The sequence below is a fragment of the Variovorax sp. J31P207 genome (assembly GCF_030316965.1).
GTDB lineage: Bacteria > Pseudomonadota > Gammaproteobacteria > Burkholderiales > Burkholderiaceae_C > Variovorax > Variovorax ginsengisoli_B.
Genome location: NZ_JASZYN010000003.1, coordinates 55,190 through 67,997, shown reverse-complemented (window position 1 = coordinate 67,997; position 12,808 = coordinate 55,190). Strand labels below are relative to the sequence as shown.

Genomic DNA, 12,808 nt, shown 5'->3' with positions numbered 1-12,808 from the left:
CGCGACCTGGGCGTGGGCCGCAGCGAGATTCCGTGGCTGCTCAGCGATGCTGCGGCGCCGCCGCATGCGCCACGCAGCCGTGCGCGGTGTGCTGCGGATGCTCGGCCAGCAAGGCGGCCGTGACGCCGTTGGTCCAGCCGAAGCCGTCCTGCAGCGGGTACTCGCCGCCGGCGCCGCCCGCGGTGTCGTCGCGCTCGACCCGACGCAGGGCGTATTTCTCGACCAGCTTGCCTTCGCGCTCGTAGAGCGCGGCAACGGTCGCGAGCCAGCGCCTGGCGATGGTGCGCGACAGCGCCTCGTGGCCGTAGTCGGCCAGCCCGCGGACCGCCATCCACTGCAGCGCCGCCCAGCCGTTGGGGCGGTCCCATTGCTGGTCGCTGCCGCACTCGGTGGTCGACAGCCCGCCGTGCGCCAGCAGCCGCTGCGACACGGTCTCGGCCAGCGCCTCGGCCTGGGCAGCGGTCGCGAGGCCGACGAACAGCGGCACCACGCTGGCCGCGGTCAGGCAGCTGCGGCGCACGCCCCGCCGCCAGTCGTGGTCGAAGAAGGCGCCCTGCTGCGGGTCCCAGAAGCACTCGCCGATCGCATCCCGGCGCGCCTCGGCCTGCTGCGAATAGGCCAGCGCGGCGGCGGCGTCGCCGGCCTGCCCGCTCAAGGTGGCGAGCGTGCATTCGAGCTGGTGCAAGAAGGCGTTGAGGTCGACCGGCAGGATGTCGGTGGTGCACAGCGTGGCCAGCGAGGCGGCCGTGGCGGCGCGCACATGGGCGCAGGGCTGCGCGTCGCCCGGGGGCGGCGGCTCGCGCATCCAGCGGGTGCTGAAGTCCCAGCCCGACTCGCAGGCCGCGCGGATGTCGCGGTAGATCAGGGCCGGCTCACGATCGCAGGCCTGCGCCGTGGCCACGTCTTCGATCCACGACTCCTCGCGCGGCGTGTCGCGCTCGTCCCAATAGCGATTGAGCAGGGCGCCGCCGGCGAGCCGCACCACGCGCCGGCTCGCATCGCCCGGGGCCAGGCCCTCGCTGCCGGCCATCCACCAGGCATGCTCGCGCCGCAGCTGCGGCAGGAAGTCGAGTGCGTCGACCGCCCCTTGCTGCTGCGCGAGTTCGACCATCAGCGCGAACACCGGTGGCTGCGAGCGCCCGAGGTAGTAGCTGCGGGTGCCGTTCGGCACATGGCCGTGGGTGTCGATCAGGTAGGCGAAGTTCTCGACCATGCCGCGCACCAGCGGCCGGTGGTGTTCGCCGGACAGGCCCAGCAGGGTGAAATAGGAATCCCAGTAGTAGAGCTCGCGGAAGCGTCCGCCCGGAACCACATACGGATGCGGCAGCTGCAGCAGCGAGGAGCGCGGCGGATGCACCTGCGGATGCCGCGTCAGCACCGGCCACAGGTCGGCGATGTGGGCCGCGATCGGCTGCCCCGGCACCGAGACGTAGTCGCTGGGCGCCGGCTCGACCAGCTCGAAGTTCGCCTGCACGAAGGCCGCGAGATCGAAGCCGGGTTCGCCGCACTGCGCACGGTAGGCGGCCAGGACGGCTTCCGGCTCGGCGCGCGGCGCGCAATCGACGAAGGTCTTGCTGTCGGCGAACACGCGGCCCGACTGGACCGCAACGAAAAGCTCCTGGTAGCGGTCGGCCGGCGTCAGCGTGTCGGGCGCGGGCGCTGCCGCGGCGCGCGTCGAGCGCTTCGCGGTCGAAGCGCCCGGCGCGTTCACACCACGCCCGCCGCCCGCAGCGCCGCGCGCCTGGCTTCGTCGATGCCGAACTCGGCCAACACCTCGTCGGTGTGCTGGCCCAGCGCCGGCGGCGCCCGGCGCAGCACCGGGGGCGTGGACTGCAGCCGCAGCGGGCTGGCGACGCCGACGATCTGTTCGATACCGTCGCCGGCATCGCGCGGCAGGGTCACGGCCAGGCCGCGCGCCTTGACCTGGTCGTCCTCGAAGGCCTGGGCGATGTCGTTGATCGGGCCGCAGGGCACGGCCTTGTCTTCGAGCAGCGCGATCCACTGCGCCGTGCTGCGGGTGCGGGTCACGGCTTCCATTTGGGGGATCAGCACTTCGCGATGCCTGACGCGCAGCGTGTTGGTGGCGAAGCGCGGGTCGGCAGCCCACTCGGGATGGCCAGCGGCTTCGCAGAAGCGCGTGAACTGGCCGTTGTTGCCGATCGCCAGCAGCATCGCGCCGTCGGCGGTGCGGAAGTCCTGGTAGGGCGCCAGGCTCGGATGGCTGTTGCCCTGGCGCTGCGGCGCCACGCCGGTATTGAGGAAGGCGCTGGCCTGGTTGGCCAGAATCGCCATGCCGACGTCGAGCAGCGCCATGTCGATGTGCTGGCCTTCCCCGGTGCGGTGACGCACCTCGATGGCGGCCAGGATCGCGGTGCTGGCGTAGACGCCGGTGAACAGGTCGGTGAGCGCGACGCCGACCCGCAGCGGCCCGCCGCCGGGCACCTCGTCCGGCCGGCCGGTGATGCTCATCATGCCGGTGGTGGCCTGGATCATCAGGTCGTAGCCGGCGCGCATGGCATGCGGGCCGTCGTGGCCGAAGCCGGTCACGCTGCAGTAGATGAGGCGCGGGTTGGCGGCGCGCAGGCTCTCGTGGTCGAGGCCGTATTGCTTGAGGCCGCCGGTCTTGAAGTTCTCGACCAGGATGTCGCTCTCGGCCGCCATGCGCTTGAGCAGCGCCTGGCCGTCGGGCGTCGCCATGTCGATCGTGACCGAGCGCTTGTTGCGGTTGCAGGCCGTGAAGTAGGTGGCCTGGTGGGTGTCGTTGCCGTCCGCGTCCTTCAGGAAGGGCGGGCCCCAGCCGCGGGTGTCGTCGCCGACCCCCGGCCGCTCGATCTTGATCACGTCGGCGCCCAGGTCGGCCAGGATCTGGGTGCACCACGGACCCGCGAGCACGCGGGACAGGTCGAGCACCTTGAGGCCCGCGAGGGCACCTTGCGTGGCGGCGGGGGCTGACATCAGTTGGCGAAGGCGGCGATGCCGGTCTGCGCGCGGCCCAGGATGAGCGCGTGGATGTCGTGCGTGCCTTCGTAGGTGTTGACCACCTCGAGGTTGACCAGGTGCCGGGCCACGCCGAACTCGTCGCTGATGCCGTTGCCGCCCATCATGTCGCGCGCCAGGCGGGCGATGTCGAGCGCCTTGCCACAGGAGTTGCGCTTCAGCAGCGAGGTGACCTCGACCGAAGCCGTGCCTTCGTCCTTCATGCGGCCCAGGCGCAGGCAGCCCTGCAGGCCCAGCGTGATCTCGGTCTGCATGTCGGCCAGCTTCTTCTGGATCAGCTGGTTGGCGGCCAGCGGGCGGCCGAACTGCTTGCGATCGAGCGTGTACTGGCGGGCGCGGTGCCAGCAGTCTTCGGCGGCGCCGAGCGCACCCCAGGAGATGCCGTAGCGGGCGCTGTTGAGGCAGGTGAACGGGCCCTTCAGGCCCCGCACTTCGGGGAAGGCGTTTTCTTCCGGGCAGAACACGTTGTCCATCACAATCTCGCCGGTGATCGAGGCGCGCAGGCCGACCTTGCCGTGGATCGCCGGGGCGCTCAGGCCCTTGGCGCCCTTTTCGAGCACGAAGCCGCGGATCGGGCCGACCGTGCCGCTTTCGCTGACTTCCTTGGCCCAGACCACGAAGACGTCGGCGATCGGGCTGTTGCTGATCCACATCTTGGCGCCGCTGAGCGCGTAGCCGCCGGGCACCTTCTTGGCGCGCGTGACCATGCTGCCGGGGTCGGAGCCGTGGTCGGGTTCGGTCAGGCCGAAGCAGCCGATCCATTCGCCGGTGGCCAGCTTGGGCAGGTACTTCTGCTTTTGCGCCTCGGTGCCGAATTCGTTGATCGGCACCATCACCAGCGAGCTCTGCACGCTGGCCATCGAGCGGTAGCCGGAGTCGACGCGCTCGACTTCGCGGGCGATCAGGCCGTAGCAGACGTAGTTGAGGCCGGGGCCGCCGTACTGCTCGGGAATGGTCGGGCCCAGCAGGCCCAGGGCGCCCATCTCGCGGAAGATGGCCGGGTCGGTTTCACCGGTGCGGAAGCCTTCGATCACGCGCGGGGCGAGGCGCTCCTGGCAGTAGGCGTTGGCGGCATCGCGCACCATGCGCTCGTCGTCCGTGAGTTGCTGGTCGAGCAGGAGGGGGTCGTCCCATTGAAATGCGGCGTGGGCCATCTGAAAGTCTCCGATGAGGGGGTGCTGGAAGTCGGCCCTGATCGTAAGCGCCGGGGAGAGGGAGCGCAAACGACGATTCCACACCCAGTTATGAGTTTGACGCACTTCAAAGCACAATGTGCCGGCGCGTCGCCGCTTGTGCGACGCGCGAGTCAACTATGTAGCCCCCGCATACCATGCGCCGAAAGATCCCTTCCACCCAGGCCCTCATCTGCTTCGAGGCCGCCGCCCGCCACGAAAGCTACACGCGGGCGGCGCAGGAACTGGCGCTGACGCAGAGCGCGGTGTCGCGCCAGATCACGGCGTTGGAGGACTTCCTCGGCATGGCGCTGTTCCGCCGCACCCGCCACGGCGTGGCGCTGACCCCGGCCGGCGCCGACTATGCGCGCCAGATCGCGCGCCAGCTCGACACCATGGAGCGCGACACCCTCGACGCCATGGCCCGGCAGGGGCTGGGCGGCTCGCTGCAGCTGGCCGCGGTGCCGACCTTCGCCACCCGCTGGCTGATCCCGCGGCTGCCGGACTTCGCGGCCCGGCATCCCGACATCACGGTCCACATCGAGACCCGCACCCGCCCCTTCCTGTTCAACGAGACGCCCTTCGATGCGGCGCTCTACACCGGCACGCCGGCGCAGGCGGCCAACTGGGCCGGCACGCGCTCGACCGCACTGCTCAGCGAGGACGTGCTGCCGGTCTGCAGCCCGGCCTTGATCGCACCGCGCGGCCAGCTGTCGCCCGCGGCCATCGCCCGGCTGCCGCTGCTGCAGCAGAGCACCCGCCCCGACGGCTGGCGCCAGTGGTTCGATGCCCAGCAGGTCGAGGCGCCGCGGGCGCGCAGCGGCCCGCGCTACGAGCTGTTCTCGATGCTCGCGGAAGCGGCGGCGCACGGCCTGGGCGTGGCGCTGATGCCGCGCCTGCTGATCGAGGCCGAGCTCGATCGCGGCGAGCTGGTCGTGGCCTGCGACCGGCCGCTGCGCGGCGAACGCAGTTATTTCCTGGTGACGCCGGCGGCCCAGGACGAACGGCCGGCGCTGACGCTGTTTCGCGACTGGCTGCTCGCGCAGGCGGGCGCCGACGCCAACTAGACGCTCGATGCCGTGCGCTTGGCGCCCCGCCCGGGCTTCGCAGCGGGAGGCGGCGGCTGCGGCCGATGCGCCGCCGCCATCGCCTCCAGCCCGGCCATCGCGTAGCGGATGAAATCGTCGGCCAGTCCGCCGCTCTCCTTGGCGACCGCGGGAAGCACCCTGGCCGGCACCTCCTTCGGCGCCACCAGGATCACCAGGCAGGGCAGCAGCGCGAACATCAGGCCGCGCTGGACGGCGGGGTGTTCGGGCGGCAGGCCCAGGACCTCCCCGATCAGGCCCAGCAGCACCCGGGACTTGGGCCGGATCGCCTTGTCGATCAGCACCGAGACCGCGGCCGTCGGCGTCATGATCTCGCGCAGCACGACCCGGAAACCCCAGGGCGCCGAGCCCTGCGACGCGAAGCCGATCAGGCGGGCCAGCAGCAGGCGCAGCTTCTGTGCCGGCTCGCCCGGGCCGTGGGTCAGGGCCAGCAGGTCGTCCAGCGCCATTACCTGGCGGTGGGCCTCGAGCAGCACCGCCTCGTACAGGGCCTCGCGGCTGCCGAAGTGGTAGTTGACCGACGCCATCGGGGTACCGGCGCGCTCGCAGATCTCCTTGCTGGTGCCGTCGGCGAAGCCGCGTTCGGCGAACACCTGGCCAGCCGTTTCGAGCAGCAGGGCGCGGGTGGCGTCGCCATCGGGGCGCGGCGTGCGCGCGGCGGATTTCTTCTTGGCGGGGGCGGACATGTCCTTCAAACTTGAGTTTGAATTTAAATTCGGATTCTCGCGGCAAGTCTACTTCAGCCGCCGCCGCGCTTCGTGGATGATCCCGCGCATGACATTGGATTTCCTGGATTTCGACTACAGCGAAGACACCGAGGGGGTCGGCGTGTTCGACGCCATGGCGAGCACCGGCCCCCAGCAGGTCGCGGCCGTGGAGGCCGAGGTGGTGCAGGTGCTGGACTGGGCGCACGCCGGCTTCGGCGCGCCGCGCGGGCCGGTCGGCGACGGCGGCGACTGGGACTACGACCTGCAGGGCATGCAGGAAAGCAGCCAGCCGCAGTCGATGGTGTTCGACCCGGTCGAGCGCCGGCTGCGCGTGCAGCCCGGCGCGGCGGGCGTCGTGCGGCACACGGTCAGCCTGTCGATCAGCGGGACCGAGGCCTTCTGCGCCGCCTTCCGCGAAGCCTTCGAGCTCGGCTAACCTTCGCCCATGACCACCCGCCCGCCGCTCCCCCCCTTCACGCGCGACAGCGCGATCCAGAAAGTCCGCCTCGCGGAGGACGGCTGGAACTCGCGCGAACCGGCACGCGTGGCCCAGGCCTACAGCGAGGACACGCGTTGGCGCAACCGGGCCGAGTTCGTGGCCGGGCGGGCCGAGGCCGAGGCCTTCCTCGCGCGCAAGTGGGCACGCGAACTCGACTACCGGCTGATCAAGGAACTCTGGGCCTTCGAGGGCGCGCGGATCGCCGTCCGTTTCGCTTACGAATGGCACGACGATTCCGGCCAATGGTTCCGCAGCTACGGCAACGAGAACTGGGAATTCAACGACGACGGCCTGATGCGCGTGCGGCATGCCAGCATCAACGACCTGCCGATCAGGGACGACCAGCGCAAGTTCTTCTGGCCGCTGGGCCGGCGCCCGGACGACCATCCGGGACTGAGCGATCTCGGCCTCTGAGCCTGCCACAATGGCCGATGCAGGGCCATGTTAGCGCCTCCATCCCATCCCGCCTTGAACGACTCCAACGCTCCGCCACGCCCGAGCCGCCGCAGCAGCGGCGGCATCACGCTCGACGATGTTTCCAAGCTCGCCGGCGTGTCCGCGATCACGGTCTCGCGGGCGCTGAACACGCCGGAGCTCGTGTCTCCCAAGACCCGCGAGAAGGTCCGGCTGGCCGTCGAGCGCACGGGCTACGTGCCGAATCTGCTGGCCGGCGGCCTGGCCTCGAACCGCAGCCGGCTGGTGGCCGCGCTGGTGCCGACGATCGCCGGGCCGGTGTTCCTGGAGACCATCCAGGCCCTGACCGAAGCCCTGGCCGAGGCCGGCTACCAGCTGATGCTGGGCCAGGCCGGCTACCACAACTCGCGCGAGGACGCGCTGATCGACGCCATCGTCGGACGCCGGCCGGACGGCATCGTGCTGACCGGCATCATGCGCTCGGCCGAGGGCCGCCGGCGCCTGCTGGCCTCGGGCATCCCGGTGGTCGAGACCTGGGACCTGACGCCGACGCCGGTCGACATGCTGGTCGGCTTTTCTCATGAGAAAGTGGGCGCTGACATAGCGCAATACATCCATCGCAAGGGCTATCGCCATCCAGCGGTGGTCACGGGCGACGACCAGCGGGCGAACCTGCGCCGGGCCGGCTTCGAGCAGGCCTGGCAGGCGCTGGGCGGCGCCGCGCCCCGGGTGCAGACCGTCCCCGCGCCGACCACGCTGGGCAGCGGCCGCGCTGCCCTGAGCGAGTTGCTGGCGACGGATCCGGCGGTCGACGTGCTGGTCTGCAGCTCGGACGCGCTGGCCCACGGCGTGATCACCGAGGCCCAGGCGCGCGGCCTGCGGGTGCCCGAGGACGTCGCCGCCATGGGCTTCGGCGACCTCGGCTTCGCGCGCCATACCCATCCCGCGATCTCGACGGTGCGGATCGACGGCACCGCCATCGGCCGCCAGGCGGCGCGCTTCATCATCGACCGTGCCGAAGGCCGCGCCGTCGAGCACAAGGTGCTCGACCTCGGCTTCTCGCTGATCGAGCGCGACAGCGCCTGAGCCAGGCCGCTGGCCGCTTCGGACCGGCCTGACCCAGCGCCCCCCGCCGCGCAAATACCCTGTTGACGCGAAGCCGTTCCGCGCCTTAAGATGAAATGACAGCGCTAACATTTCAAGAGGCAATCCCGATGAGCGAACCGCAATCCCCCACGCCGGCCGACCCGGGCGACGGCCGCAAGAAGCCCGAACAGCTGCGCTCGCACCGCTGGTACGGCACCAAGGACCTGCGCAGCTTCGGCCACCGCTCGCGCACCGCCCAGATGGGCCTCTCGCGCGACGACTACCTGGGCAAGCCGGTGATCGCGATCCTCAACACCTGGAGCGACATGAACTCCTGCCACACCCACTTCCGGCAGCGCGCCGAAGAGGTGAAGCGCGGTGTCTGGCAGGCCGGCGGCTTCCCGGTGGAGATCCCGGCCATGAGCCTGGGCGAGGCGTTCCAGAAGCCGACCACCATGCTGTATCGCAACCTGCTCGCGATGGAGGCCGAGGAGCTGCTGCGCTCCTACCCGGCCGACGGCTGCGTGCTGATGGGCGGCTGCGACAAGACCACGCCCGGCCTGGTGATGGGCGCGCTGGCCATGAATCTGCCGACGATCTTCGTGCCCGCCGGGCCGATGCTTCGCGGCGACTACAAGGGCCAGTTCCTGGGCTCGGGCTCAGACACCTGGAAGTACTGGGCCGAGCTGCGCGCCGGCAACATCAGCGAGCAGGACTGGCAGGACGTCGAGGACGGCATCGCGCGCTCGCCCGGCACCTGCATGACCATGGGCACGGCCAGCACCATGACCAGCGCCACCGAGGTGCTGGGGCTCACGCTGCCCGGCGCGTCGTCGATCCCGGCGGCCGATTCGCGCCACTCGATGATGGCCACCCACACCGGCCGCCGCATCGTCGAGATGGTCTGGGAGGACCTGAAGCCGCTCGACCTGCTGACCGCGGCCTCGTTCGACAACGCCGTGACCGCGGTGCTGGGCCTGGGTGGCTCGACCAACGCGATCGTCCACCTGATCGCGATGGCGCGGCGCGCCGGCGTGGCGCTCGACCTCGCGCGCTTCGACGCCCTGGCGCGCAGCACGCCGGTGATCGCCAACCTGCGGCCCGGGGGCAAGTACCTGATGGAAGACTTCTTCTACGCCGGTGGCCTGCGCGCCTTCCTGCGCCAGATGGGCGATCTGATCGACGGCAGCCAGCGCACCTGCAACGGCCGCACGCTGGGGCAGAACATCGAAGGCGCCGAGGTCTACAACGCGGACGTGATCCGACCGCGCGGCGACGCCCTGCTCGAGAGCGGCGGGCTGGCCGTGCTGCACGGCAACCTGGCGCCGAACGGCGCGGTGATCAAGCCGGCGGCGATGGAGCCGCAGCTGCGCCGCCACACCGGCCCGGCGCTGGTGTTCCGCAACTACGACGACCTGGCGGCGCGCATCGACGACCCCGAGCTGCCGGTCACCCGCGACAGCGTGATCGTGCTGCAGAGCGCCGGCCCGCAGGGCGCGCCCGGCATGCCCGAGTGGGGCCAGCTGCCGATCCCGCAGAAGCTGCTGAAGGAAGGCGTGCGCGACATGGTGCGCATCAGCGACGCCCGCATGAGCGGCACCAGCTACGGCGCCTGCGTGCTGCACGTCACGCCCGAATCGCACGTCGGCGGCCCGCTGGCGCTGGTGCGCGACGGCGACCTGGTGACGCTGGACATCGAGGCCCGCCGCATCGACATGGAGGTGAGCGACGCCGAGCTCGCGCGCCGCCGCGCCGATTGGCAGAAGCCGCTCCCGAAATTCAGCCGCGGCTACGGCGTGATGTTCCTGAAGCACGTGCAGCAGGCCGACACCGGCTGCGACTTCGACTTCCTGGCGCCCGACTACCGCGCCGACGCGGCCGATGGGCAGCCCGAGGGAGAGCCCGAGATCCACTGATCGAAGCGCGACCGGTCCAGCCGGCGCGAGCGGCCAGCGATGCCGCGCCCCTTTTTTTAATCCTGGAGCGAGACAACATGAACCCTGCCATTCCCCGCCCACCCGCCAGGGCGCGGCGGCTCTGCGCCCTGGCGCTGCTGCTGGCCTGCGCCGCCCTGGCGCAGGCGCAGACGGCACCCGCCGCCGAGCCCTACCCGAGCCGCACCGTGACCATCGTCGTGCCCTTCCCGGCCGGCGGCGGCACTGACCTCGGCGCCCGCCTGCTGGCCCAGAAGCTGGCGCAGAAATGGGGCCAGGGCGTGGTGGTCGACAACCGCGCCGGCGCGGCCGGCCTGGTCGGCGCCGACATGGTGGCCAAGGCCAGGCCCGACGGCTATACGCTGCTGATCGGCAACGTCGGCACCCAGTCCATCAACCCGTCGCTCTACAAGAAGATGCCCTACGACCCCGACCGAGCCTTCGCGCCGGTGTCGCTGGTGGCCGACCTGCCCTTCGTGATGATGGTGAGCCCGACGCTGCCGGCGAAAGACGTCAAGGAGTTCGTCGCCCTGGCCAGGGAGACGCCCGACAAGCTCATGTTCGCCAGCTCGGGCAGCGGCGGCTCGCCGCACCTCACGGGCGAGATCTTCGCGGCCGCGGCCGGGGTGCGCATGACGCACGTGCCCTACAAGGGCGGCACGCCGGCCATGACCGACCTGATGGGCGGCCACGTGGACGTGCTGTTCGCCTCGATCCTCGAGTCGGCCAGCTACATCAAGGCCGGCAAGCTGCGCGGCCTGGCCGTGACCGGCAGCGCCCGCTCGCCGGCGCTGCCGGAGCTGCCGACGCTGGCCGAGGCAGGCGTTCCCAATGCGGTCTCGGGCTCGTGGATCGGGTTGCTGGCGCCGGCCGGCACGCCGCAGGCGGTGATCGACAAGCTGGCGGCCGACGTCAAGAGCGTGCTCGCGGTCGACGCCACCCGCCAGACCCTGGTCGAGCAGGGCGCGGTGCCGCGCGGCACCGGGCCGGATGAGCTCAAGGCGCTGATCGAAGCCGACCGCGCGCGCTACGGCCGCGTGATCCGCGACAAGAACATCGGGGTCGAGTGAGCATGGCACCCATCTCCATCCCACGCCGAACCGCGCTCCAGGTGCTCGGCGCCGCCGGCCTGGCGGCCGCACTCCCTGCCGTCGCCCGCGCGCAGTCCGCCGACGCCTGGCCGAGTCGCCCGATCACCTACGTGGTGCCCTTCACGCCCGGCGGCTCGACCGACGTGATCGGCCGCCTGATCGCCCAGAAGCTGGCCGAGGCCCTGGGCCAGCCGGTGGTGGTCGACAACAAGCCCGGCGCCGCCGGTGCGGTCGGCGCCAGCTACGTGGCCAAGGCCAAGGCCGACGGCTACACGCTCTTCGGCGGCACCATCAGCACGCATGCGATCAACGCCAGCCTCTACAAGAATCTGCCCTACGACCCGGTGAAGGACTTCGAGCCGATCTCGCTCGTGGCCTTCCTGCCGAACGTGCTGATCGTCGACCCGAACCTGGGCGTGCGCTCGGTGGCCGAGCTGATCGCGCTGCTGCGGAAGGACCCCGCAAAGCGCAGCTTCGCCTCGTCGGGTGCCGGCACCTCCACCCACCTGGCGGGCGAGATGCTGGCCGACATGATCGGCGTCAAGCTGACCCACATCCCCTACAAGGGCACGCCGCCCGCGATGCTGGATGTCTCTTCCGGCCAGGTGACTTTCATGTTCGACCAGATCACGGCCGCCTTGCCGCTGGTGCAGGCCGGCAAGCTCAAGCTGCTGGCGGTCACCACTTCAAAGCGCATGGCACTGGCGCCCGAATTGCCGACCATGGCGGAGGCCGGCGTGCCGGGCTTCGAGATGGCGTCCTGGCAGGCGGTCTATGCGCCGAAGAACCTGCCGCCGGCGATCTCGCAGCGCCTCGCGGGCGAGATCACACGCATCCTCCAGCAGCCCGAGGTGCGCGACAAGCTCACCAACCAGCTCGGCATGGAGGTGGTGGCCGGTTCGCCCGCCCAGCTGGCGGCGCTGATGCAGAAGGAAATCCCGCGCTGGGGCGAGCTGGTGCGCAAGTCCGGCGCCACCGCCAACTGACCCCCTCCGACCCGACGAAGAAGCATGACCATGACCGACACCCCCCGTACGCCCCTGTCCGACGCCACCCGCGAACTGCTGCGGCACGTGAGCGTCGCCACGCTGTGCACCCAGCTGTTCAAGCGCGGTTTCCGCAATGTCTACCTGCAGGGCGTGGGCCGGCTCACCACACCCAGCGGCGGCAACCTGGTCGGCCCGGCCTTCACGATGCGCAACATCCCGGCGCGCGAAGACCTCGACCAGATCAGCGCCTTCGACGACCCGAACCATCCGCAGCGCAGGGGCATCGAGAGCGTGCCGCCCGGCCACGTGCTGGTGATCGACTGCCGCGGCGAGACCCGCGTGGCCTCGGGCGGCCAGATCCTCACCACCCGGCTCAAGGTGCGCGGCGCGGCCGGGCTGGTGTCGGACGGCCCGGTGCGCGACAGCGGCCCGATCTCGCAGATGGACTTCCCGGTGTACTGCGCCGGCGGCAGCGCGCCGCTGAACCTGATCCACCATCACGCGATCGACCTCGACGTGCCGATCGGCTGCGGCGGCGTGGCGGTCTATCCGGGCGACGTGGTGGTCGGCGACGACGAAGGCGTGGTGGTGGTGCCCCACCATCTCGCCGACGAGGTGGCCCGCGACGCCACCGAGCAGGAAAAGATGGAGGCCTTCATCCTCGCGCGCATCGAGGGCGGCGCGAAGCTCGCGGGCACCTACCCGCCGAACGCCGAGACGCGGGCCGCCTACGAAGCCTCGCGGGCCCAGGTCGCCAAGGATGCCGGCATCCAGCCCGAATGAAAGCCACAGCGCCGGCGGCCTGACGAACGA

General features: G+C 70.9%; 12 protein-coding genes. 8 read left to right on the top strand and 4 right to left on the bottom strand.

Annotated elements, in window-relative coordinates:
- Positions 1–40 precede the first annotated feature (40 nt).
- From treF to QTI68_RS11395, 3 genes are read right to left on the bottom strand one after another with little or no spacing between them, the layout of a single operon-like run.
- Positions 41–1,711, bottom strand: a complete 1,671-nt coding sequence (gene treF, locus QTI68_RS11405) for an alpha,alpha-trehalase TreF (protein ID WP_286521662.1) — start codon at positions 1,709–1,711, stop codon at positions 41–43.
- Positions 1,708–2,955, bottom strand: coding sequence for a CaiB/BaiF CoA transferase family protein (locus QTI68_RS11400; protein WP_286521661.1), 1,248 nt, complete (start codon positions 2,953–2,955; stop codon positions 1,708–1,710). The genes treF and QTI68_RS11400 overlap by 4 nt, the downstream gene beginning before the upstream one ends.
- The gene (locus QTI68_RS11395; protein ID WP_286521660.1) at positions 2,955–4,151 is read right to left on the bottom strand and encodes an acyl-CoA dehydrogenase; all 1,197 of its coding nucleotides are present in this window, start codon (positions 4,149–4,151) and stop codon (positions 2,955–2,957) included. The genes QTI68_RS11400 and QTI68_RS11395 overlap by 1 nt, the downstream gene beginning before the upstream one ends.
- Before the next feature lie 176 nt (positions 4,152–4,327).
- Here QTI68_RS11395 and QTI68_RS11390 point away from each other — a divergent pair, with 176 nt between their 5' ends.
- Positions 4,328–5,236 carry a LysR family transcriptional regulator gene (locus QTI68_RS11390; RefSeq protein WP_286521659.1) on the top strand — a complete coding sequence of 303 codons (909 nt, stop codon included), beginning with the start codon at positions 4,328–4,330 and terminating at the stop codon, positions 5,234–5,236.
- Here QTI68_RS11390 and QTI68_RS11385 read toward each other — a convergent pair.
- Positions 5,233–5,961, bottom strand: a complete 729-nt coding sequence (locus QTI68_RS11385) for a TetR/AcrR family transcriptional regulator (protein WP_286521658.1) — start codon at positions 5,959–5,961, stop codon at positions 5,233–5,235. The two genes, QTI68_RS11390 and QTI68_RS11385, sit on opposite strands and share 4 nt — an antisense overlap.
- 88 nt (positions 5,962–6,049) lie before the next feature.
- On the opposite strand from QTI68_RS11385, the gene QTI68_RS11380 reads away from it, so the two are divergent.
- The 7 genes from QTI68_RS11380 to QTI68_RS11350 all read left to right on the top strand — a co-directional run bounded on the left by QTI68_RS11380 (position 6,050) and on the right by QTI68_RS11350 (position 12,778).
- On the top strand, positions 6,050–6,418 hold the full coding sequence (locus QTI68_RS11380; RefSeq protein ID WP_286521657.1) for a hypothetical protein: 369 nt from the start codon (positions 6,050–6,052) through the stop codon (positions 6,416–6,418).
- 9 nt (positions 6,419–6,427) lie between these two features.
- A complete protein-coding gene (locus tag QTI68_RS11375; protein ID WP_286521656.1) occupies positions 6,428–6,895 on the top strand; it encodes a nuclear transport factor 2 family protein in 468 nt (155 codons plus the stop codon).
- Between the two features lie 27 nt (positions 6,896–6,922).
- Positions 6,923–7,981, top strand: a complete 1,059-nt coding sequence (locus tag QTI68_RS11370; protein ID WP_286521655.1) for a LacI family DNA-binding transcriptional regulator — start codon at positions 6,923–6,925, stop codon at positions 7,979–7,981.
- Positions 7,982–8,109: 128 nt separating this feature from the next.
- The gene (gene araD, locus QTI68_RS11365) at positions 8,110–9,897 is read left to right on the top strand and encodes an L-arabinonate dehydratase (protein ID WP_286521654.1); all 1,788 of its coding nucleotides are present in this window, start codon (positions 8,110–8,112) and stop codon (positions 9,895–9,897) included.
- Positions 9,898–9,974: 77 nt separating this feature from the next.
- Positions 9,975–10,985: a Bug family tripartite tricarboxylate transporter substrate binding protein gene (locus QTI68_RS11360; RefSeq protein WP_286521653.1), complete on the top strand. Its 1,011-nt coding sequence runs from the start codon at positions 9,975–9,977 to the stop codon at positions 10,983–10,985.
- Positions 10,986–10,987: 2 nt separating this feature from the next.
- Positions 10,988–11,992, top strand: coding sequence for a Bug family tripartite tricarboxylate transporter substrate binding protein (locus tag QTI68_RS11355; RefSeq protein WP_286521652.1), 1,005 nt, complete (start codon positions 10,988–10,990; stop codon positions 11,990–11,992).
- A 30-nt stretch (positions 11,993–12,022) separates the two neighbouring features.
- Complete coding sequence (locus QTI68_RS11350; RefSeq protein WP_503011657.1) at positions 12,023–12,778, top strand: ribonuclease activity regulator RraA; 756 nt, start codon at positions 12,023–12,025, stop codon at positions 12,776–12,778.
- The last annotated feature ends 30 nt before the right edge of the window (positions 12,779–12,808 follow it).

Coding starts and splice junctions, on each gene's coding strand:
- QTI68_RS11400 (WP_286521661.1), bottom strand. CDS start 2,955: ATGTCAGCCCCCGCCGCCACGCAAGGTGCCCTCGCGGGCCTCAAGGTG.
- araD (WP_286521654.1), top strand. CDS start 8,110: ATGAGCGAACCGCAATCCCCCACGCCGGCCGACCCGGGCGACGGCCGC.
- QTI68_RS11385 (WP_286521658.1), bottom strand. CDS start 5,961: ATGTCCGCCCCCGCCAAGAAGAAATCCGCCGCGCGCACGCCGCGCCCC.
- QTI68_RS11370 (WP_286521655.1), top strand. CDS start 6,923: ATGTTAGCGCCTCCATCCCATCCCGCCTTGAACGACTCCAACGCTCCG.
- QTI68_RS11390 (WP_286521659.1), top strand. CDS start 4,328: ATGCGCCGAAAGATCCCTTCCACCCAGGCCCTCATCTGCTTCGAGGCC.
- QTI68_RS11350 (WP_503011657.1), top strand. CDS start 12,023: ATGACCGACACCCCCCGTACGCCCCTGTCCGACGCCACCCGCGAACTG.
- QTI68_RS11395 (WP_286521660.1), bottom strand. CDS start 4,151: ATGGCCCACGCCGCATTTCAATGGGACGACCCCCTCCTGCTCGACCAG.
- QTI68_RS11355 (WP_286521652.1), top strand. CDS start 10,988: ATGGCACCCATCTCCATCCCACGCCGAACCGCGCTCCAGGTGCTCGGC.
- QTI68_RS11380 (WP_286521657.1), top strand. CDS start 6,050: ATGACATTGGATTTCCTGGATTTCGACTACAGCGAAGACACCGAGGGG.
- QTI68_RS11375 (WP_286521656.1), top strand. CDS start 6,428: ATGACCACCCGCCCGCCGCTCCCCCCCTTCACGCGCGACAGCGCGATC.
- QTI68_RS11360 (WP_286521653.1), top strand. CDS start 9,975: ATGAACCCTGCCATTCCCCGCCCACCCGCCAGGGCGCGGCGGCTCTGC.